Origin of the sequence: Acidimangrovimonas sediminis, from assembly GCF_002871005.1 — a bacterium.
In the GTDB taxonomy this organism is placed as follows: Bacteria; Pseudomonadota; Alphaproteobacteria; order Rhodobacterales; family Rhodobacteraceae; genus Acidimangrovimonas; species Acidimangrovimonas sediminis.
Genome location: NZ_PHSN01000014.1, coordinates 12,983 through 32,213 on the forward strand (window position 1 = coordinate 12,983; position 19,231 = coordinate 32,213).

General features: G+C 67.7%; 21 protein-coding genes and 1 pseudogene. 10 read left to right on the forward strand and 12 right to left on the reverse strand.

The window, feature by feature from the left end:
- Positions 1 to 22 precede the first annotated feature (22 nt).
- The 10 genes from CVV76_RS13655 to CVV76_RS13700 form a co-directional block, all read right to left on the reverse strand.
- Entirely contained in the window at positions 23 to 781 is a 759-nt protein-coding gene (locus tag CVV76_RS13655; RefSeq protein ID WP_102225228.1) for a carboxymuconolactone decarboxylase family protein, read from the reverse strand.
- Positions 778 to 1,167, reverse strand: coding sequence for a cupin domain-containing protein (locus CVV76_RS13660; RefSeq protein WP_102225229.1), 390 nt, complete (start codon positions 1,165 to 1,167; stop codon positions 778 to 780). Before CVV76_RS13660 ends, CVV76_RS13655 begins: the two co-directional genes overlap by 4 nt.
- A gap of 11 nt (positions 1,168 to 1,178) precedes the next feature.
- Positions 1,179 to 2,072 carry an NAD(P)-dependent oxidoreductase gene (locus tag CVV76_RS13665; protein ID WP_102225230.1) on the reverse strand — a complete coding sequence of 298 codons (894 nt, stop codon included), beginning with the start codon at positions 2,070 to 2,072 and terminating at the stop codon, positions 1,179 to 1,181.
- Positions 2,073 to 2,099: 27 nt separating this feature from the next.
- The gene (locus CVV76_RS13670) at positions 2,100 to 3,470 is read right to left on the reverse strand and encodes an MFS transporter (protein WP_102225231.1); all 1,371 of its coding nucleotides are present in this window, start codon (positions 3,468 to 3,470) and stop codon (positions 2,100 to 2,102) included.
- 88 nt (positions 3,471 to 3,558) lie between these two features.
- The gene (locus tag CVV76_RS13675) at positions 3,559 to 4,014 is read right to left on the reverse strand and encodes a carboxymuconolactone decarboxylase family protein (protein WP_102225232.1); all 456 of its coding nucleotides are present in this window, start codon (positions 4,012 to 4,014) and stop codon (positions 3,559 to 3,561) included.
- A 66-nt stretch (positions 4,015 to 4,080) separates the two neighbouring features.
- Positions 4,081 to 5,511 (reverse strand): aldehyde dehydrogenase family protein, encoded by a 1,431-nt coding sequence (locus CVV76_RS13680; RefSeq protein WP_102225233.1) that lies wholly within the window; start codon positions 5,509 to 5,511, stop codon positions 4,081 to 4,083.
- A gap of 4 nt (positions 5,512 to 5,515) precedes the next feature.
- Complete coding sequence (locus CVV76_RS13685) at positions 5,516 to 6,391, reverse strand: NAD(P)-dependent oxidoreductase (RefSeq protein ID WP_102225234.1); 876 nt, start codon at positions 6,389 to 6,391, stop codon at positions 5,516 to 5,518.
- Positions 6,392 to 6,439: 48 nt separating this feature from the next.
- Positions 6,440 to 6,766, reverse strand: a complete 327-nt coding sequence (locus CVV76_RS13690; protein WP_102225235.1) for an NIPSNAP family protein — start codon at positions 6,764 to 6,766, stop codon at positions 6,440 to 6,442.
- Between the two features lie 26 nt (positions 6,767 to 6,792).
- Positions 6,793 to 7,602, reverse strand: coding sequence for an N-acyl homoserine lactonase family protein (locus tag CVV76_RS13695; RefSeq protein ID WP_102225236.1), 810 nt, complete (start codon positions 7,600 to 7,602; stop codon positions 6,793 to 6,795).
- Between the two features lie 683 nt (positions 7,603 to 8,285).
- Positions 8,286 to 8,681, reverse strand: coding sequence for a DUF302 domain-containing protein (locus CVV76_RS13700; RefSeq protein WP_102225237.1), 396 nt, complete (start codon positions 8,679 to 8,681; stop codon positions 8,286 to 8,288).
- 357 nt (positions 8,682 to 9,038) lie between these two features.
- Between CVV76_RS13700 and CVV76_RS13705 the strand changes: the two genes are divergently transcribed.
- From CVV76_RS13705 to CVV76_RS13715, 3 genes are all read left to right on the forward strand, one after another.
- Positions 9,039 to 9,998: a hypothetical protein gene (locus CVV76_RS13705; protein WP_102225238.1), complete on the forward strand. Its 960-nt coding sequence runs from the start codon at positions 9,039 to 9,041 to the stop codon at positions 9,996 to 9,998.
- 166 nt (positions 9,999 to 10,164) lie between these two features.
- Entirely contained in the window at positions 10,165 to 10,488 is a 324-nt protein-coding gene (locus CVV76_RS13710; RefSeq protein WP_102225420.1) for an SHOCT domain-containing protein, read from the forward strand.
- Positions 10,489 to 10,585: 97 nt separating this feature from the next.
- Positions 10,586 to 11,065, forward strand: a complete 480-nt coding sequence (locus CVV76_RS13715) for a c-type cytochrome (RefSeq protein WP_102225239.1) — start codon at positions 10,586 to 10,588, stop codon at positions 11,063 to 11,065.
- A gap of 18 nt (positions 11,066 to 11,083) precedes the next feature.
- Here CVV76_RS13715 and CVV76_RS13720 read toward each other — a convergent pair whose 3' ends face one another.
- On the reverse strand, positions 11,084 to 13,420 hold the full coding sequence (locus CVV76_RS13720) for a heavy metal translocating P-type ATPase (protein WP_102225240.1): 2,337 nt from the start codon (positions 13,418 to 13,420) through the stop codon (positions 11,084 to 11,086).
- A gap of 259 nt (positions 13,421 to 13,679) precedes the next feature.
- Here CVV76_RS13720 and CVV76_RS13725 point away from each other — a divergent pair, with 259 nt between their 5' ends.
- The 4 genes and pseudogenes from CVV76_RS13725 to CVV76_RS25610 all read left to right on the forward strand — a co-directional run bounded on the left by CVV76_RS13725 (position 13,680) and on the right by CVV76_RS25610 (position 15,637).
- Entirely contained in the window at positions 13,680 to 14,684 is a 1,005-nt protein-coding gene (locus CVV76_RS13725; RefSeq protein WP_102225241.1) for an aldo/keto reductase, read from the forward strand.
- A 74-nt stretch (positions 14,685 to 14,758) separates the two neighbouring features.
- Positions 14,759 to 14,908, forward strand: coding sequence for a hypothetical protein (locus tag CVV76_RS25405; protein WP_233192911.1), 150 nt, complete (start codon positions 14,759 to 14,761; stop codon positions 14,906 to 14,908).
- Positions 14,909 to 14,947: 39 nt separating this feature from the next.
- Positions 14,948 to 15,190 (forward strand): annotated as a pseudogene (locus CVV76_RS25605) (alcohol dehydrogenase catalytic domain-containing protein); the annotation flags it as partial.
- Positions 15,191 to 15,316: 126 nt separating this feature from the next.
- On the forward strand, positions 15,317 to 15,637 hold the full coding sequence (locus CVV76_RS25610) for a zinc-binding dehydrogenase (RefSeq protein WP_269844494.1): 321 nt from the start codon (positions 15,317 to 15,319) through the stop codon (positions 15,635 to 15,637).
- Positions 15,638 to 15,762: 125 nt separating this feature from the next.
- Here CVV76_RS25610 and CVV76_RS13735 read toward each other — a convergent pair whose 3' ends face one another.
- Entirely contained in the window at positions 15,763 to 16,521 is a 759-nt protein-coding gene (locus CVV76_RS13735) for an SDR family oxidoreductase (protein ID WP_102225242.1), read from the reverse strand.
- A gap of 96 nt (positions 16,522 to 16,617) precedes the next feature.
- Between CVV76_RS13735 and CVV76_RS13740 the strand changes: the two genes are divergently transcribed.
- From CVV76_RS13740 to CVV76_RS13750, 3 genes are all read left to right on the forward strand, one after another.
- Positions 16,618 to 17,529, forward strand: a complete 912-nt coding sequence (locus CVV76_RS13740; protein ID WP_102225243.1) for an AraC family transcriptional regulator — start codon at positions 16,618 to 16,620, stop codon at positions 17,527 to 17,529.
- A 402-nt stretch (positions 17,530 to 17,931) separates the two neighbouring features.
- Complete coding sequence (locus CVV76_RS13745) at positions 17,932 to 18,480, forward strand: sigma-70 family RNA polymerase sigma factor (RefSeq protein WP_102225244.1); 549 nt, start codon at positions 17,932 to 17,934, stop codon at positions 18,478 to 18,480.
- Positions 18,477 to 19,160, forward strand: a complete 684-nt coding sequence (locus CVV76_RS13750) for an anti-sigma factor (protein ID WP_102225245.1) — start codon at positions 18,477 to 18,479, stop codon at positions 19,158 to 19,160. The genes CVV76_RS13745 and CVV76_RS13750 overlap by 4 nt, the downstream gene beginning before the upstream one ends.
- Positions 19,161 to 19,231 lie beyond the last annotated feature (71 nt).

A 19,231-nucleotide genomic window follows, 5' to 3' on the forward strand; every position in this document is an offset into this window, starting at 1 on the left:
AACCCTTGCGGGTGGGGCTGCGTCAGCCTGCCCCGCGGCGCCCCAGTTCCTCTTGCAGCGCGACCGCGCCGGCCTCGGCGCCGTGCATGCCGATCAGGCTTACGATCTCCAGCACTTCCATGATCTCGGCGGCGCTGGCGCCGTAACCCACGGCGTTCTTCATGTGCATCTTCAGGCCCGGCACATAGAGATGCGTGGCCGCCGCGTCGAAGGCGCAGTAGACGAATTCGCGCATCTTGGGGCTGAGCACGCCGTGGCGCCAGGGATAGGCGGAAAAGTCGAGGTAGCCCTCGAAGAGATCCGGGTCTAGCTCGAGGAAATCATTCCAGAAGCTGTGCCAGTATCCGCGATCGCGGGTGAAATCGGCCTTCAGCTTTTCCTGCCGCTCGGTCAGGGGCGCGGGGCCATCGCGCAGCCCCGCTTCCTCCAGCACCTCGACGAGGAGCGGCACGCCGATGTTGCAGGCATGGATCCCCAGCGTCGCGGTCAGCTGGAGGGTCTCCATGATCTCTTCCGCGCTGGCGCCCGCGTCGAGGGCGTTGGCCACCTGCCGGCGGATACCCGGCCCGTAAAGGTGGGTCGCCGCGGCAGACGCGGCCAGCCCGATCAGCGCGCGGTCCTTCGCACCCAGCAGGTTGCGCCGGACCGGCACCCGCGCCATCCGGTACCAGGCATCGAGAAAGCCGGGGGACAGCGCGGCCAGCGCCTCCTGCGTCTCGTCCCAGTAGCCAAGGTCGGCCTCGACCCCGGCGCGCAGGTCTGGGGATCCGTCCGCACTCATTTCTCGGTGCCCTTGTAGTCGGTGTCGGTCACCGCGGTTTCCCACGCCGTCTTGCCCAGCGAGATGGCGGTGTGCAGGAGATAGCTGTCCTCTGCCCCGCCGTGCCAGTGGCGTTCCCCGGCGGGAATCCAGACCGTGTCACCCGGCAGGATCTCGTGCCGCGGCTCGCCTTCCTTGCAGACATAGCCGCGCCCGGCCACGACCTGAAGGATCTGGCCCTGTTCGTGGGTGTGCCAATGGGTGCGCGCGCCCGGCGTGAAGAACACGTTGTTGATGGTGACGCCGTCCGCCGTGGGCATCACCGGATCGGCCCAGACCTGGCCGGTGAAGGTCGGCCCCCGGCTTTCCGAGGCGGATTTCGCGTCGCGGCCCTTGATGATCTGCATGGGATCTCTCCTTACTTGTCGTGCAGGCGGATACCGCCCGAGATGTCGCCGATCGCGTCGACGACACGGTTGCTGATGACGTCACCATACCCCAGCGCAGTAGCAAGGCCGAAGCTTGCCATCGGGCCCGCGGTGTTGAACGAGGCCACGCCAAGCTCGTGCAGCAAATCGCTGTAGAGGACGACATCCTTGGTCATCAGCTTGGCCGTCAGCCCGCCTTCGAGGTAATCGCCGTCGACGATCTTCGGAAAGCGGTTGAGCGAGGCGAAATTCACGCCGCTGGAGGCGTTGATCACGTCGAGCAGCTTGTGCAGGTCGAGGCCCGCCTTCTTGCCCGCCACCATCACCTCGGCCGTGGCGGCAAGGCTGACGGCGTTGAGGAAGTTGTTCAGCAGCTTGGTCGCATGGCCCGCGCCGCTGTCGCCCATGTGGACGACCTTGGCGGCGATGGCGTCGAAGGCCCAGTCGAGGCGGGCGACGGCGCTTTCCTCGCCCCCCACCATCAGCGTCAGCGCCCCCTTCTCGGCCGCCGCGGCACCGCCGGAGACGCCGGCGTCGACATAGGCCACGCCCTTCCCGGCCAGGAGGCCCGCCAGCCGCTTGGTCGAGCTGGCGGCGGCGGTCGAAAGATCGACCACCACCTGACCCTTGCGGCAGCTGGCCAGCACGCCGCCCTCGCCTTCCACCACGGCCTCGACCACCCGGCTGTCGGGCAGGGACATCAGCACGATGTCCGCCGCCGCCATGACCGCCGCGATGTCGGCGGCGGGTTTCGCCCCCACCTTCGCCGCGGCGTCCTTGTCCATGTCGAAGCCCGTCACCTCGATCCCGGCGGCCACGAGGCAGCGCGTCATGCGCCCCCCCATGTTGCCGAGACCGATGAAGCCCAGACGTTTCTCAGTCATTGTCTTGCCTTTCCAAATGCCCCGGGCTCACTCTTCCAGCCCGAAGTCGACATCCTTGGTCTCGGGGCCCATCAGCGCACCGGTCATCCCGATCAGCCCGCCGATCACCAGAAGCACGACCGGGGTCAGCGCCAGCGGCATGAAGGCGCTCAGCCCATCCATGTAGAAGGCATAGAACGACGGCAGCACGACCGAGAGCGAGAAGCCGATGCCGAAGCCGGTGGCGCGGACGTCGGTCACGAAACGCTCGTTGATGTAGGTGACGATCACGCCCCAGGGCGAGGTGACCAGCACCGCCAGCACCACCACGAGGAAGGTCCGCGCGGCAAAGCTCATCTCGGGCGAATGGCCCAGCAGGTAGAAGAGATAGGCGCCCACGGTCGCGATCAGCGGACCGGCGATGGCAAAGAAGGTCCGCCGCCCGATCACCTGCCCCAGCATCCCCGAGCCGATGTAGCTGAAGAACAGCACGACGTAGGTGATCATCAGCGTCGTGGTCAGTTCGAACCCGCTCAGGTGCAGGGTGTGCACCAGCATGCCGGTGGGCAGGTAGATGGTGATGATGTTCTGCGTCAGCCAGAAACCGGTCATCAGGATCAGCACCTGCAGCAGGTTGCGCCCGCTCTGGCCCTTCAGCAGGCTCGAGAGCGGAAGCTTCTCGGCCTCCTCGATCTCGCCTTCCTTCTGTTTCCAGACCTCGGATTCCGACACCTTGTGGGTGTAATAGAGCGCCAGCACGCCGGCGAGGATCGCGCCGAAGACGAAGGGCACGCGCCAGCCCCAGGTGGCATAGGCCGACCCCGGCCCGTCCAGCGGCGCCAGCCAGAACATCAGCGCGGTGATGATGTTGATCGAGACATAGGCCGCGGGGAAGCCCGCGAGGATCAGCCCGCCGACGAAACCGCGCTGCGACTTCTTCGAATACTCGATCGCCAGGGGCATCGCGCCCGTGTAGCCGCCGCCAAGGAAGATCCCGTCGACGAAGCGCAACAGCACGAGAAGGATATAGGACGTCAGCCCCAGCGTCTCGTACCCTGGCAAAAGCGCGATCAGGAGCGTCACCACCCCGAACCCCGAGACGGAGTAGATCGAGGCCGCCCGCCGCCCCACCTTGTCGGCCACCATGCCGAAGATCAGCGCGCCGATGGGTCGGCCCAACAGCGTGGTGATGAACACGAGCGAGGCCAGAACGGTCTGCGCCGCCGCCGACAGGTTCTGCGGCTGGAACACGAACATCACCGGCGCCAGCGCGACGACCGGCAGGTAGATGTCGAACATGTCGATGTATTCGGAAAAGAACGCGCCCTTGATCGCGCTCTTGCGCCGGGTCTCCAGCGGTTCCTGCCAGCCGCGGGCGCCCTCGCCCGCCTGTCCGGCCATGTCTGTTGCACTTGCCATGGGGTCTCCTCCCTCTTTCCCGTTGGCACGCTGGCGGGCATGGCGCCCGCCGCGTCCGATGCGCCCCTTCCCGGGGGCGGTTGCTATGTCAGGTCTTGTCCGCCCCGTTCTTCCGGGGGACCTTGGTCTCGGGCGTGCCCTTTGTGGGGGCGGGGCCGTGCTCCGCCTCCCACTCGGCGATCGCCTTGGTCGCGGTGCGGAAGGCGGCCAGCGTCGCCGGCGCCCCGCAATAAACCAGCGCCTGCATCAGCACGGCGCGGATCTCGTCGGTGCCGACCCCGTTGGTCAGCGCCCCCTTGACGTGCACGCCAAGCTCATGGTGCTGGTTCATCGCGGTCATCATCCCGATGTTCAGCATGGAGCGCGTGCGGAACGGCAGCGTGTCGTCGCCCCAGACGCCACCCCAGCAGACCTCGGTCACCATGCGCTGGACGGGACGGTTGAAATCGTCGGCGCTGCCCCAGGATTTCTCCACATGGCCGGCGCCCAGCACCGTCTTGCGGTTCTCGAAGCCGCGTTTGAAAAGCTCCGTCTCGTCACTCATGCTCTGGACTCCTGTGATCTGGGGTCTTGTCGGATTGTATGATCGTTCTGGTCATGGAAAGGCGCGTCAGGCGGCGTTGAAGCCGATCATCGCCTTCACCTCGAGGTATTCATGCAAGCCCGCGGCGCCCCACTCGCGGCCATTGCCCGAACGGCGGTAGCCACCGAAGGGCGCGCGGAAGTCGGCGGGGGGATAGTTGATGTGAACCTGTCCGCCGACCAGCTGCCGCGCCACCGCGCGGGCGCGATCCGCACTCGCGGACTGGACATAGGCAGCAAGGCCGTAGGGTGTGCCGTTGGCGATGGCGATCGCCTCCTCCTCGCTGTCATAGCCGAGGATCGACAGCACCGGGCCGAAGATCTCTTCCTGCGCGATGGTCATCTCCGGGCTCACGTCGGCAAAGACGGTGGGGCGGACGTAGTAGCCGCGGTTCATCCCCTCCGGCCGGCCCGGGCCGCCGGCGACAAGGCGGGCGCCCTCGGAAATGCCGGCCTCGATCAGCGACTGGACGCGGGCGAATTGCGCGGCATTGACCAGCGGGCCAAGGTCCGTCTGCGGGTCATCGGTCGGGCCGACGCGGTAGGTCTGCGCGGCGCGGGCGGCGATCTCGGCCACGGCGTCCATCTTCGCGGCGGGCACCAGCAGGCGGGTGGGGATGGAACAGGACTGCCCCGAGTTGGTGAAGCAGGCCGCCACCGCCCGCGTCACCGCCGGGTCGAGATCGACATCGTCGAGCAGGATATTGGCCGACTTGCCGCCCAGCTCCTGCGCCACGCGCTTGACCGTGCCGGCGGCGGTGCGCGCCACCTCGATGCCCGCGCGGGTCGATCCGGTGAAGGACACCATGTCGATGCCGGGATGCGCGGCGATCGCGGCGCCGACGCCGGGCCCGTCGCCGTTCACCAGGTTGAACACCCCCGGCGGCACCCCGGCCTCGTGCAGCACCTCGGCAAACATGAGCGCGCTGACGGGGGAGAATTCGCTGGGTTTCAGCACCATGGTGCAGCCCGCTGCCAGCGCGGGCGCGATTTTCACGACGATCTGGTTGATCGGCCAGTTCCACGGCGTGATCAGCCCGCAGACTCCCACCGGCTCGTGGCGGAGCCGCGTGGTGCCGCGGTCCTCCTCGAAGTCGAAATTCTCGAGGATGTCGATCAGCGGCTCCAAATGCGCGGGGCCACGCACCGCCTGGCCCTTGGTCGCGAACCCGATGGGAGAGCCCATCTCGCGCCGCATCGCCTCGGCGAATTCCGCCGTGCGGGCGTTGTAGGCGGCTAGGATGCGGCGCAGAAGGGCCGTGCGCTCTTCCCGGCTGGTGGCAGCGAAAGCGGGCAGCGCCGCGCGGGCGGCGGCCACGGCGCGGTCGACATCCGACGCATCGCCCATGGCGAGCGCGCCGTAGGTCTCCTCGGTCGCCGGGTCGATCAGCGGAAAGCTCCGCGCCGAGGCGGGCGCGACCCACTGGCCGTCGATGTAGAAGCGGGAGGTGTCGACCATGGGATCAGGCCTCCTCATCCGCGAGGAAGCGGTACATCTCGGTATGGTCCGCGGCGGGGCCGGCGCGGCCCGCGACCTCGTGCCAGACCGCGATGTTGTGCGCGCCCACCTGCATCGGATAGCCCACCTGCTCCGCCAACGCGCCGGCGATGCCCAGGTCCTTGTCCATCAGCGCAAGCGAGAAGCCCGAGCCGAAGGTGCCCGAGAGCATGAAGGGCTTCACCTTGTTCTCCGAGGTGTTCGACCGGCCGGTGGAGGCGTTCAGGACATCGGTCATCACCGCCGGGTCGATGCCGAACTTCGCCGCCACGTGCAGCGCCTCGACCGTGGCCATCAGCGCCGAGGCCGAGACGAAGTTGTTCAGCGCCTTCGCCGCGTGCCCCGACCCCGCGGCCCCGATGTGCAGGATCGACCCGCCCATCGCGTCGAGCACCGGGCGACAGGCCTCCAGCAACTCCGCATCACCGCCGACCAGGATGGCAAGCGTGCCGTCCACCGCCCGCTTGACGCCCCCGGACACCGGCGCGTCGAGATAGCCCAGCCCCTTGCCGGTCAGGACCTCGCCCAGCTTGCGCGAACGCATCGGTTCGGAGGAGCTCATGTCGATCACCGCGGTGCCGGGCTTCAGCCGGTCGGCCCAGCCGTCAGCCAGCAGCACCTGCTCCACGATGTCGGATTTCGGCAGCATGGTGATCAGCACGTCCACCTCGCCCGCGGTCTCGGGCGTGAGCATGCGGGCACCGCGCTCGGCGCACAGGGTTTCGGCCCGGGCGGTGTCCGCATCCGCCAGCAGGAGCGGGAACCCCGCCTTGGCAAGGCAGGCGGTCATGGGGGTTCCCATCATGCCGAGGCCGATGAATCCGATGGTCTTGGGGGGCATATCGCGGTCTTTCCGTTGCGTCTTTCGGTGGGTCGGTCGCCGGGCGCCTCAGCGCATCGCCGAGAAGTCCGTGGGTGTCAGGATCGAGCTTTCGATGCGCGTGACGATGGGCTTTTCCGCCTCGGTCGCGTTGCGCACCTCGATCCAGCCCGGGTCGGCCTGGAAGGCGTTCCAGCGGGTCTCGCGCTCGGCGAGGTCGTTCCACTGGAGCATGTAGGTCAGGGTGTGGTTGTGCGGCCCGATCAGCGTGGTCCAGAACCCGATCTGGCGGATCCCGTGCTTGTCCCAGAAGCCCAGCGTGTGGTCGCGAAAGCGCGATTGCAGCGCCGGCAGGCGGGTGGGGGCACAATGGTAGATGCGCAGTTCGACAAGCATGATGGTTCCTCCTCGGATGTCAGATCTCAGATCGTGGGCGTGCCATGGGGGGCAAGGTCGACCCGCGCGATCCAGCCACGGGTGTCCTCGGCCTCGGGCGGGTAGATCTCCAGCACCTGCGGGTCGTGGCCGGGGATGATATGCGCCTCGGTCTCGGCCAGCCGCCTCAGGGTGTCGTAGCCGTCCAGCATGTCGCCGATGTTGAACACCACCGGGTAGGCCAGCGACCTGCCCATGTTGGCGTAGTAATGCGTGGCGTCCGACGCCAGCACGACCCAGCCACGCTCCGTTCTGACCCGCAGGATCTGGAGGCCGTCGGAATGGCCGCCGGTGCGGTGCAGGGTGATGCCGGGGGCAAGCGTGTCCTCGGGGTCGTGGAAGGCCACGCGGCCGGCATAGAGGCGGTCGATCATGGCCTTCACGTCCTCGACGGCGAAGGGGTGGCGCAGCGCGTCGTGGCACATGCAGCGGCCGGTGCAGAAGGCCATCTCGCGGTCCTGCACGTGGAAGGTGGCGTTGGGAAAGAGGTCGTGGTTGCCGGCGTGATCATAGTGCATGTGGGTGATCACCACGTCCTGCACGGCCTCCGGCGCGATGCCCACGCGGGCAAGCCCCTCGGCCACCGGATGCACGATCTTGCGGCCCCGCTTGGCGGCCATCGCAGCGTCGAATCCAGTGTCGACGACAAAGCTCCGCTCCGCGCCCACAATGGCCCAGACGAAGTAATCCATCGGCATCGGCCCGTCGTGGATGTCGCCGCCGATGAAGTTCTCCTGCGCCCGCCGTTCATGCTCGGCGTATTTGATCGCGTATATGCGGTAGCACTCCTCCGGCACTGTCCCCTCCTCCCGGTGTCTGTGGTGCAGGGGATCCCCCCGCGTCGGGGTGCACCCTAGGAATTGTCATACAATCCGTCAATATGATTTTCATTGAAACACGTCGGATTTCGCAGACCTCTGAATGCAGGCTCTCCGCCGGGTCATTTCGCGCCGTCCCCGCGTCTGGCCTGAGTGCCCCCAGACGGCTTCGTCTGACCACCGGAGGGATATCGAGGAGATCGGTCGCCCGTGGCTTGCCCGGGCGAGTCCCGTCCATGCCCCGCGAGGGTTACGGCACCATGTCGATGTGCCCCGAGGCGTCCCACCGCCCCGTCGGGTGCCAAAACCGCGAATTTCGTGAGATCAACTGACGTTTTCTCTGCCCATGGGGAGCCAGGCTACTCGCCTCGCGCGATGAGATCGACGTGACGGGCACACGGGAGGCGGCCGAAGTCTCAATGAAACCGATATGCAACCCGGCCGCCGCCCGGGTGAAGGCATGAAGCAGGCCGGCATGGGAAAGACGGGCACCCGTGACGTTATCACGTGGCCGCGGCATCGGCGGGTTGCGTGCTGGCGAACCGGCTTTCCGAAGATCCGGATTGCCGGGTCCTCCTGCTCGAGACCGGCGAACACGACAGCAACCTCTTCATCCAGATGCCGGCAGGGGGGCGACCGCCCCCATTCGGCATCTCGATCAGTCAGGCGGAAAGCGCTTCGGCCACGTGGCGCAGCTTCGCGGCGACCTCGTTGCCGAGGCGCTCGATGTCGGGGTTTCCGACCATGCCCAGCACCGCCGCAGGGTCCATGAACAGCACCCCGACCGTGCCGTCGGCCTCGTCGCGCACCACGACGTTGCAGGGCAGGAGCGCCCCGATATCCGGCTCGGCCTCCAGCGCGTCATGTGCGAACTGCGGGTTGCAGGCACCCAGAATGACATAGGGGGGCCGGTCGAGCCCCAGCTTGGCCTTGAGCGTGGCGGCCACGTCGATCGTGGTCAGCACACCAAACCCCTCGGCCTTCAGCGCCTCGGTCACGCGCGCGACCGTGGCATCAAACCCCTCGGAACTGGTGACTGCGAAAGTAAACGCGCTCATTCTCTGCCCTCCTTTCGGGATCGAACTGATCAGGCTCCTGCCCCCCGTCCCGAAGGCGGTCGACCGGCACCGTCGCGGACTGTCGCCACGGCCTCCGGCCCGGCTGTCCCATCGACATATTCATGACTATCTAACGTTTCCAGAGCAGGGAAGTTCAAGGGAAAGAAGGGCGCCGGGTTCGGGATGCGCGCCGGATCACGCCGATATGACCCATGACCGCAGCCCGCATGCCAGGGTTGTGAGGCCCCGTGTTGACGCAAGTCAAGGAGGCAGGGCCTCCGGCATCCTTCAATCCTGCACTCAGGGAGGCCCAAGCGTAGCCGCCCGACACTTGCCGCAGCACAGGAGGGCAAAGGCATGGAAACTTCGGCACCTCACGACACTGCAGGCGTCCCGGAAGGTCGATCCTATCTGCGCCGGGCGCTGATCGCCCTCGGGATGGAGGGCGAAGATACGGCCCTGACATCGCAGGTCCGATACGCGTCCTTCACCTGGATACGTCTGCTTTTCGGGGCGGTTCTCATCTATGATGCGTGGTCGTCCCTGACCTGGCAGCACAAGGTCGCGACAGCCAAGGCGATGGGCCTGTCGGTGGACAATCCGGTTCTTCACCTCGTGGTGGTGATCCTGGCCTTCGTCGAGCTCGCGGTTGCGGTTTCCGTCATTGCCGACCGCGGCGTCGTCGCGATGAGCTGGACAGGAATCGGATACGCCGCCTTCGTCTGGATCGTCTTCCAGCATGGCGGCGATTTCGGCCAGGACGGCACCGACCCCGGCGTCGCGCTGCCCTACGTCGTGATGTTCCTGTTCCTCATCGGGGTCGAGCGTTTGCGGACCTCCCCGGACCTGTCGCGCAACGAAATGCTCGCCTTGGCACGCAACGGGTTCGGACTGCTCTGGGGCTATGACGCGCTGATGAAGTTCCACCCCTACTTCCTCGACCACTTCGACGATTTCCTGACCTCGGCCCAGACCGACATGAAGGGCACATGGCTGGCGACCTATGACCACCTGTTCCTCGACGTGACGAACCTGATCGGCCCGCATCTGGTCGCCCTGCTCGTCGGTCTTGCCGAAGCGGCGGTCGCGGCCTCGCTCCTCAGCGGGCGCGGGTTGCGGATCATGGCGCCGGTGGGTTTCCTTCTGTCCTTCGCGATCTGGAGCACGGCGGAAACCCTGGGCGGGCCCTACAGCCTGGGCGTCTCGTCGGAATCGGCGCAGATGTTCGGAACGGCGGTGATCTACATGCTGGCGTTTCTCTACGTCATGACGCTTTACAGCCCGCTCGACCTGCTGCGTGGCAGGGTCCCGGCATGAACGTCAAGGCGAGAGGCGCGGGGTGGCCGCAAGCCGGCCCCGCCGATCCGGGCCGAGTTCACCATGTTGCGACCAGTCCATTCCCTGGCAGTTTATTGACCTCGCTCAACGTCCCGACGCGCCGACCGGCGTATCAACGCTCCAGATCGGAGCTATGGAGGCAAACATGACCAGAATTGCCGTCTACATCGCACTCGCCACAGCACTCGCCACAGGCGCCGCCCGGGCCGATGCGCCGGGGGGCTACGGCCCCGGCTATTACGGTCACCCGATGATGTGGGGCGACGGCGTCGGCTTCTTCGGGATCGGCATGATGGTGATCTTCTGGGGTCTCATCATCGGCCTCGTCATCCTCGCGGTCCGCTGGATGATGGAACGCAACGGCGCCCCCCGCGGCCCCGCGGCGCTCGACATCCTCAAGGAGCGTCTTGCGAAGGGCGAGATCGACCCCGAAGAATACGAGGCGCGGCGCAAGGCGCTGGAAGGTTGAGAACGGCGCTCACGGCGGCTTGACATTCCCGTGATGTAAGCGGCTAGGGTCCCCTCCGGTCCAAGATCCCGGACCGGCGCAGTGCAAGGAGACCCGCATGACCAAAGTGTTGCCCATCGCCATCTTCGGCCTCTTCCTCGGCGGCCTCGCAGTGATCGTCACCCAGGCGATGGCGCCCCGTCCCGGCCCCGGTGGCGGCGCTGACGTCGGCGGGCATGCGATGGGGGTGCCCGACCTGTCGAAGATCGCCCCTGGCGCTTCCATCGTGCGGGTCACGGCCCCGGCCGACCTCAGCCCGACGGCCCGCGTGGGGCAGCAGGCCTTCGATGCGAAATGCGCAGCCTGTCACGGGCCGAACGCGGCGGGGCGCAACGGCATGGGGCCGCCTCTTGTCCATGCCTTCTACAAGCCCGGCCACCACGCCGACGCGGCCTTCCTCATTGCGGCGCGGGGCGGCGTTCAGGCGCATCACTGGCCGTTCGGGAACATGCCGCCGGTCGAGGGCGTGACCCCCGCCGATGTCAAGGCGATCACGGCCTATGTCCGGAGCCTGCAACAGGCGAACGGGGTCTACTGAGCGCCCACCGCCCCCCCTTCACAGCTTCAGCCGCCTGAGCCGGAGCGCGTTGCCGATGACCGAGACCGACGACAGGCTCATCGCCGCCGCCGCGATCATCGGCGACAGCAGCAGGCCGAAGACCGGGTAGAGGATGCCCGCCGCCAGCGGCACGCCAAGGCTGTTGTAGACGAAGGCGAAGAACAGGTTCTGCTTGATGTTGCGCAGGGTGGCGCGGGCCAGCTTGCGGGCGCGGACCAGCCCCGCAAGATCCCCGCCCAGCAGGGTGATGCCCGCGCTTTCCACCGCCACGTCGGCGCCGGTGCCCATGGCGATGCCCACGTCCGCCGCCGCGAGCGCGGGCGCGTCGTTCACGCCGTCGCCAGCCATCGCGACAAAGGCGCCGCGCCTGTGCAACTCCTCGACCAGCGCGGCCTTGTCGGCGGGCAGGACACCCGCGCGCACCTCGTCGATGCCCAGCTTGCCGGCCACCGCGCGCGCCGTCCGCTCATTGTCGCCAGTCGCCATGATGACGGTCAGCCCCGCCGCATGCAGATCGGAGATCGCCTGCGCGGTGGTCTTCTTGATCGGGTCGGCCACGGCGATCAGGCCGGCAAGCGCCTCCCCCGAGGCAAGGTACATCACCGTTTTGCCCCCGGCCCGCAGATCGTCGGCCGTCTCCTCGGCCTTCGACGGGTCGAGGCCGAGGTCCCGCATCATCGCGGCATTCCCAAGCGCCACTCGCTTACCGTCGATCGTGCCCTGTACGCCCTTGCCGGTGACGGCTTCGAAATCCTCCGTCCGGGGCGGGTCGATCCCACGGTCCTTCGCCCCCGCGACGATGGCCTCGGCCAGTGGATGCTCGGACCCACGCTCGATCCCCGCGGCAAGGCGCAGCACCTCGTCCTCGCCGCCGTCCAGCGCCACCACGTCGGTAAGCTTCGGAGCGCCCTCGGTCAGCGTGCCGGTCTTGTCGACGATTACCGTGTCGATCCGCGCCATGCGTTCCAGCGCCTCGGCGTCCTTGATCAGCACGCCCGCCTGCGCCCCGCGCCCGGCGGCGGTGGTGATGGAGATCGGTGTCGCCAGGCCCAGCGCGCAGGGACAGGCGATGATCAGCACCGACACCCCGGCGGCGATGGCGAAGGCCAGCGCGGGGGCCGGGCCGAAGATCAGCCACATCACGAAGGCAAGCAGCGCGCAGCCCACCACCGTCGGCACGAAAACGGCCGACACCTTGTCGGCCAGCCCCTGGATCGGCGCACGCGAGCGGCGCGCGTTCGAGACCATCGAGACGATCTGCGACAGCACCGTGTCGGCGCCCACCTTCTCGGCCTCGATCACCAGCGCGCCGTTGCCGTTGATCGTGCCGCCGGTGACGCTGTCGCCCGCTGCCTTCTCGACCGGCACGGGTTCGCCGGTGATCATGCTCTCGTCGACCGAGGATCGGCCGTCGATCACCTTGGCATCCACTGGCACGCTGTCGCCCGGCCGCACCCGCAACCGGTCGCCCGCCATGACGTTTTCCAGCGGCGCGTCGTATTCGCTGCCATCGGGCAGCACCCGCCGCGCCGTCTTGGGCGCCAGATCCAGCAACGCGCGGATCGCGTCGCCCGTGCGTTCGCGGGCGCGCAGTTCCAGCACCTGCCCGACGAAGATCAGCGCGACGATCACCACCGAGGCCTCGAAATACGTCCCCACCCCGTGGCCCGAGCGGTATTGTGCTGGGAAGACCCCGGGCAAAAACGTCGCCACGATCGAATAGAGATAGGCCGCGCCGACCCCCAATGAGATCAGCGTCCACATGTTGGGCGAGCGGTTCACGACCGACTGCCAGCCACGCTGAAAGAACGGTTGCGCGGCCCAGAGGGCGATGGGCGTCGCAAGCACGAACTCGATGTAGTTCGACAGTTGATGACCGATCCAGTCGCGGAACGGGAGGCCAACCATGCCGCCCATGGTCAGGATGAGCAGGGGCACTGCCGCGCCCGCGCTGATCCACAGCCGGCGGGTGAAATCCGTCAGCTCGTCGCTCGGTTCATCGGAGGGGGTCATCGGCTCCAGCGCCATGCCGCATTTCGGGCAGGCACCGGGTGCGTCGCGCACGATCTCGGGGTGCATGGGGCAGGTGTATTGCGTGCCCGGTGCCGCCGTCGCCCCCCGCTTCGCGGCATGGCCGGAAGCATAGAACCACGGGTCCGCCGTGAACTTCCCGTGGCACTTGTGGGAGCAGAAGTGGAACGTCTTGCCGTCGAAGCTTTCGCTCGGCGTGTCCGGGCCCGGGGTCACGTCCATGCCGCAGACCGGGTCTTTCACGCTGCCGTCGCCGGGCGCGGCGGCGTGGTGGTGATGCGGGTGATGGGCGTGGTCGCTCATGGGCGGCCTCCTCTGGGGATCACGATCCTTGAGTGATGCTGCTTCCGGTAACGGGAAGGTCAAGAAGGAACCGCCCCGCCCCCGGCAAGTTCCCGCAGCGCGAGCGGCCGAAACTTCGCGGAACGCTTGCCCCTTGCCTTGTTCATCATGCTCCATACGACCGAGGGGCCTGAGCCCCTTGCAAACACGGGGCGGCACAGGAACCCGGGCAGGCCGGGCACGTTGCCCTCTTCGAACAATGGAACAGGGAGACGCCACCATGACCAATAGATATACGCTCCCGTACCGCATCGGGATGGGCGGCGTCGCGATCGGCAACGAATTCCGCGTCACGACCGACCAGCAGGCGGCAGAGACGCTCTCGGCTGCGTGGGAGGCAGGGCTGCGCTATTTCGATGTCGCCCCGCATTACGGCCTTGGCCTGGCAGAGCGGCGCTATGGCCAGTTCCTGCACCGCCAGCCGCGCGACAGCTTCGTGATCAGCTCGAAGGTCGGGCGGCTTCTCAAGGCCGGGGCGGAGCATCGCAACCAGACGCTGATGCCCTATTCGCCGTCGCCCAACATCGAGATCTACGATTACAGCCGCGAGGCCACGTTGCGCTCGATCGAGGACACGCTGCAGCGCACCGGCCTCGACAGTCTCGACGTCGTCTTCGTCCACGACCTGTCGCCGGACAACGAAGACGCGCTGCCGAAACCCTGGCTGGAGCTTTGGCCCGAGGCGGTCGAGGGCTGCTTTGCCACGTTGTGCGAGCTGCGCGATCAGGGGGTCATCAAGGCCTGGGGCATGGGCGTGAACAGCCCCGAGCCGATCCTGAAGGCGATGGAGGACAGCGACCCGGACCTGCACCTGATGGCCAGCCAGTATTCGCTTATCGCGCATGACCACCCGGTCGAGACGGTGTTTCCCGCCGCACGGGCGAAGGGCAACAGCTTCGTCATCGGCTCGGCGCTCAATGCGGGCTTCCTTGCCGGGGTGCACCGCTATCACTACGGCGCCCGGAACAGCGTGATTTCCAAGGATCGGATGGACAAGCGGCGCCAGCTTGCCGAGGTTGCCTTCGACCACGGCGTCGACCTTCTCGCCGCGGCGCTACAATTCGCCGAAGCCCCCGACGTGGTACAGTCGGTGGTCGTGGGGATGGGACGGCCGGACGAGGCCATCGACGACATGGCCGCGATGGACAAGCCCATCCCGGCCGCGTTCTGGCAGGACCTGCGCGCAGCGGGGCTGATCCATCCCGATGCCGCGACGCCGGCGTGAGCGCGGCCTATATCTCAAGCGGCACGTCATCTTCCGAACGCCGGGGTGAGGCCATGCCGCAAGGACAGGAAACCATGAAAGCCGTCGTGACGACCGGTGTCGGCAGTTACGACAAGCTGGTCATCAAGGACGTTCCGATACCGCAACCCGGGCGGGGGGAGATCCTTCTCAAGGTGCCTGCGGCCGGGGTGAACAACACCGAGATCAACACGCGGCTGGGGTAGTATTCCTCCTCGGTCTGGACAGGAACGGGTGACACCGGCCGGGACCGGGAGATTGCCGACGGCGGCTGGAATGCCGCCACGCCGTTCCCGTTCGTCCAGGGCACCGATTGCTGCGGCGAGGTCGTCGCGACCGGTCCGGACGGCGACGCGGGGCGCATCGGTCAACGTGTGATCGCGCGGGCCTGCATGCGCACGCACGGGTTCGACGACCCGCGCACCGTCTGGCTCGGCTCCGACATCGACGGCGCCTTTGCGCAATACGTCAAGGTCCCCGACGGCGAGATCTTCCCCGTGGCCTGCGACTGGACCGATGCGGAGCTTGCCTCGATCCCCTGCGGCTATGGCACGGCCGAGAACATGGTCGAACGCGGGGGCATCACCCGGGGCAACCGCGTCCTCGTGCCCGGCATGTCGGGCGGCGTGGGGTCGGCTGTTGCGCAACTGACAAGGCGCCGGGGGGCCGAGGTTATCGGGATCACAAGCTCCGCGAAGGCCGACATGGTGCGCGCGTTCGGCGTGGACCATGTCCTGACCCGGGAGGACGACCCGATCGCCGTGGTCGGCCAAGAAAGCGTCGACGTGGTGGTGGACAACGTGGCAGACGCCGGTTTCGGCACGATGCTCAGGCTGCTGCGGCGGGGCGCGCAGAGCTTGCCGCCCGGCTCAGGATCGGCGGCAAGATCGCGATGCCCCGAGATCGCCCCCGACCCGAGATCGCCCCTGACCTGAGACCGACCGGGGCGCACCGACAACCCGCTGCGCCCGCGCCTGGGCATGAGACCGGCTACCCGACCTCGGCGGACGTCCCGGCCAACAGGGGCCGCGGCGCCACCATTGGCACCGCGGTTGCCCCCTCAGCCGACCGACAGTCCCGCCTCGTGAAAGTTCTGCACGGCATCCGCGCCTGCGGGCAGCTTCATCGGCGCCGCCTCGTCCGTCACCGCGCGCCAGACGGCTTGCGCCACATCGCGCGCCTCGGTCTTTTCCTTCGCCGACATCAGCTTCTCGAAATAGGCCTTCACGAAGGGCTCGTAGGCATCGGGGATCTCCATCCCCATCCGCGCCATCGCGTTGCGCCCGAAGGCGGTTTCGGGCGCGGCGCCCGGAAGGACGAGGCGGGCGCGGACCCCGAATTCCGCGGCCTCGATCGCAAAGCTCTCGGTGAACGCGTTGAGGGCCGCCTTGCTGGCGCTGTAGACCGACAGCGCCGGCAGCGGACGCACCGTGACGGTGGAGCTGACATTGACGATGACGCCACTGCGCTTTGCACGCATGGCGGGCATCACGGCGCGCGTCATGGCGATGGTGCCCAGCACGTTCGTCTCGAACAGCTCGCGCACGCGGTCCATTTCAACCCCCTCAAGCGCGTTCAGCATGCCGACGCCGGCGTTGTTCACCAACGCATCCAGGGGGCCAGCCTGTTTCAGCGCGCCCGCAATGCTGTCGGGGTCGGTCACGTCGAGGGGCAGGATCTGCAACCGCTCGGACGTGGGCAGATCCGCATGGGCAGGGTTGCGCATCGTGGCGACCACGTCCCAGCCCTGGTCGAGGAAATGCAGCGCGATCTCGCGGCCGAAACCCGAGGATGTGCCGGTGATGAGGATACGGGGCATGTCTGTTCTCCTTGCTTGACGCTGCAGAGATAGACGCGGTGCGGCGGATCATGTATAAACAGAGGTCCGCCATTATCAATCAATCGTCCGAATTCGATGCCTGATCTTCCCGCCGACCCGCTGTCAGCCGTCGTGACCCTGCTCAGGCCCGCCGTTTCCGTGTCCAAGCTGGTCGAGGCGGGCGGCGAATGGCAGGTCGAGCGGCGCGACCTGGACAGCCCGTTCTACTGCGCGATGGTCGAGGGCAGCTGCCGCGTTCAGGTCAGCGGGCAGGATGCGATCACGCTTCGCGCGGGCGACTTCGTTCTGATCCCGGATCTGCAAAGCTTCGTCATGGTCAGCGAAAGCCCGCCGCCACCGGACCTGCCGCGCCGACCGCTGGAGACCGGGCCGGGGCAGTTCCGGCTGGGCCCAGCGGACGCCCCTGTCACGATGCGGGCGCTGGTCGGGCATTGCCGATTCGACACGCCGGCGCGCGATCTGCTGGTCTCGCTTCTGCCGCGGATGATTCATGCGTCGGGGCACGCGCGGCTCCTCGCCCTCGTGCCCGCGATCCACGAAGAGACCCAGGCCGCGCGGCCCGGACGCGGCCTGATCCTCGAACGGCTGCTGGAGGTGCTCCTGATCGAGGCGCTGCGCTCCGTCTCCGCGGGCGAGATGCCCCCCGGCCTGTTGCGCGGGCTGGCCGATCCGCAGCTGTCGGGCGCGCTGGAACGCATTCACATGGATATCGCCGGCGCAGTGTCCGTGGCAGGGTTGGCGCGCGCCGCCGGCCTCTCGCGCTCCAGCTTCTTCGAGAGGTTCCGGCGGGAAATCGGGCGTCCACCGATGGAATACGTGCAGGACTGGCGCATGAGCCTGGCGCGGGACCTGCTGAGACAGGGCAAGCTCAACAATACCGAGATCGCGCTACGGGTCGGATACGGCTCGGCCAGCGCATTCGGCCTGGCCTTTGCACGGCATCAGGGCATGTCACCCCGTGCCTTTGCGGCGCTGCCCGCGACGTGAGAATGCTCCTGTCCGGATCTTCGCCGTCCGTGGCGGTTCATGGCGGCTCCATGGTACCGCTGAAGCCGGCGCTGGCGATCGGACGCGGAGATTTCAGATGGCGCCGATCGCAGGAACATCCCGCAACAGACTGATGTGACAGCACAATTCCCATGGGGCCGGCGCGATTGGCCGCCAGCGCGGGCACCGACTCCGAAGAAACCGAACACGCGGGCCGGCCGCCTGGACCGGCGCTCACCGCTCCCGCACGCGCAGGCGCATCGTGCGGCGCGGGAATGGGCCGGAGAGGGACGCGCGCCCCGTCTCGCGCCTGTGGTTTCGATGATACACGCGCCCCCGCTTTACGGTCTTCCTGACCGAAATGGTTCTTGGCGACGGTGAGCCCGCAGTAACATCGCGCACATGAACGACGATCCGCTCGCCGCTTATCTGAATGACGTTGCCGGAGGGGATCGCGCGGCGTTCGGCGCGCTGTATTCCGCCGCCTCCGCGAAACTTTTCGGTGTCTGCCTCCGTATCTTGAACAATCGCGCAGAGGCCGAGGAGGCCCTTCAGGAAGTGTTCACACGGGTTTGGATCAATGCCGGCCGGTTCGATGCGGACCGGGCCAGGGCGATGACATGGTTGATCGCGATCGCGCGCAACCATTGCATCGACCGGGTGCGCGCGCGGCGCGACGACATTCTTCCCGACGACACCGGCGACCCCTTCGCCCGGATGCCCGACCCCGCACCCGGGGCTGAGGCACGCGCGATGGCGCAGAGCGAGGCGCGGCGGATCTCGGAGTGCTTCGACACGCTTGAACCCGCCCGGGCCGAGGCGGTGCGCGGCGCCTATCTCGAGGGGCTGAGTTATGCCGACCTCGCCAAACGGCATGCGATCCCGCTCAATACCGTGCGCACGTGGTTGCGCAGGGGACTTCTTCGGTTGAAGGAGTGTCTTGAATCATGACCACGCCGCAATCCCATATCCCCGAAGGCGGCGACGACCTGCTGGCCGCGGAATACGTGCTGGGCGTGCTGCCGCTGCCCGAGCGGCTGGCGGTCGAAGCCCGGCTGCGGGACGATCCGGCCTTCGCCGAGCGGGTCGCTGCCTGGAGCGGTCACCTCTCGTCGCTCGACGCGGACTTTCCCGAAGTGCCCGCGCCCGACCTGCTGCCTCAGATCGAGGCACGGCTGTTCGGCCGGGCGGATCCCGCGGGACAGCGTGCATCGGGGCGGCGCGGATTGGGGCGGCGCTGGTTCCTTGCGGGGGGCGGCGCGATCGCGGCGGCGGCGGCCGTCGGGGTCTTTCTGACCCGGCCGGGCAAGCCGCAGCTGCTGATGGCGGAGATCGCCGCACAAGACGGCGCGCTGATCTTCCAGGCGCGGTACGACCCCGGCACGGGGATCGCGACGATCACCCGGACCAGGGGTCAGGCCCCGGGCGACGCCCACGATTATGAGCTCTGGATCATCCATCCCGGGCAGGTGCCCAGCCCCGCGGGCCTTGTCAGCGCGCCGACGCGGCGGCTCACCCTGCCGAAGCTGGCCGCGGGCGACACGCTGGCGGTCAGCCTTGAACCCGCGGGCGGCTCGCCGAACGGCAAACCCACGCAGGTTCTGGGGGCCGGCGTCCTGTCGCTGGCCTGAATGCCCCCGGGCCGCCTCCGGTCACACCCTCGTGTTCCGCCATTCCGAAACTTCGCGCCACTGCCCTCCGT

Coding starts and splice junctions, on each gene's coding strand:
- CVV76_RS13655 (WP_102225228.1), bottom strand. CDS start 781: ATGAGTGCGGACGGATCCCCAGACCTGCGCGCCGGGGTCGAGGCCGAC.
- CVV76_RS13660 (WP_102225229.1), bottom strand. CDS start 1,167: ATGCAGATCATCAAGGGCCGCGACGCGAAATCCGCCTCGGAAAGCCGG.
- CVV76_RS13665 (WP_102225230.1), bottom strand. CDS start 2,072: ATGACTGAGAAACGTCTGGGCTTCATCGGTCTCGGCAACATGGGGGGG.
- CVV76_RS13670 (WP_102225231.1), bottom strand. CDS start 3,470: ATGGCAAGTGCAACAGACATGGCCGGACAGGCGGGCGAGGGCGCCCGC.
- CVV76_RS13675 (WP_102225232.1), bottom strand. CDS start 4,014: ATGAGTGACGAGACGGAGCTTTTCAAACGCGGCTTCGAGAACCGCAAG.
- CVV76_RS13680 (WP_102225233.1), bottom strand. CDS start 5,511: ATGGTCGACACCTCCCGCTTCTACATCGACGGCCAGTGGGTCGCGCCC.
- CVV76_RS13685 (WP_102225234.1), bottom strand. CDS start 6,391: ATGCCCCCCAAGACCATCGGATTCATCGGCCTCGGCATGATGGGAACC.
- CVV76_RS13690 (WP_102225235.1), bottom strand. CDS start 6,766: ATGCTTGTCGAACTGCGCATCTACCATTGTGCCCCCACCCGCCTGCCG.
- CVV76_RS13700 (WP_102225237.1), bottom strand. CDS start 8,681: ATGAGCGCGTTTACTTTCGCAGTCACCAGTTCCGAGGGGTTTGATGCC.
- CVV76_RS13705 (WP_102225238.1), top strand. CDS start 9,039: ATGGAAACTTCGGCACCTCACGACACTGCAGGCGTCCCGGAAGGTCGA.
- CVV76_RS13710 (WP_102225420.1), top strand. CDS start 10,165: ATGACCAGAATTGCCGTCTACATCGCACTCGCCACAGCACTCGCCACA.
- CVV76_RS13715 (WP_102225239.1), top strand. CDS start 10,586: ATGACCAAAGTGTTGCCCATCGCCATCTTCGGCCTCTTCCTCGGCGGC.
- CVV76_RS13720 (WP_102225240.1), bottom strand. CDS start 13,420: ATGAGCGACCACGCCCATCACCCGCATCACCACCACGCCGCCGCGCCC.
- CVV76_RS13725 (WP_102225241.1), top strand. CDS start 13,680: ATGACCAATAGATATACGCTCCCGTACCGCATCGGGATGGGCGGCGTC.
- CVV76_RS25405 (WP_233192911.1), top strand. CDS start 14,759: ATGAAAGCCGTCGTGACGACCGGTGTCGGCAGTTACGACAAGCTGGTC.
- CVV76_RS25610 (WP_269844494.1), top strand. CDS start 15,317: ATGTCGGGCGGCGTGGGGTCGGCTGTTGCGCAACTGACAAGGCGCCGG.
- CVV76_RS13735 (WP_102225242.1), bottom strand. CDS start 16,521: ATGCCCCGTATCCTCATCACCGGCACATCCTCGGGTTTCGGCCGCGAG.
- CVV76_RS13740 (WP_102225243.1), top strand. CDS start 16,618: ATGCCTGATCTTCCCGCCGACCCGCTGTCAGCCGTCGTGACCCTGCTC.
- CVV76_RS13745 (WP_102225244.1), top strand. CDS start 17,932: ATGAACGACGATCCGCTCGCCGCTTATCTGAATGACGTTGCCGGAGGG.
- CVV76_RS13750 (WP_102225245.1), top strand. CDS start 18,477: ATGACCACGCCGCAATCCCATATCCCCGAAGGCGGCGACGACCTGCTG.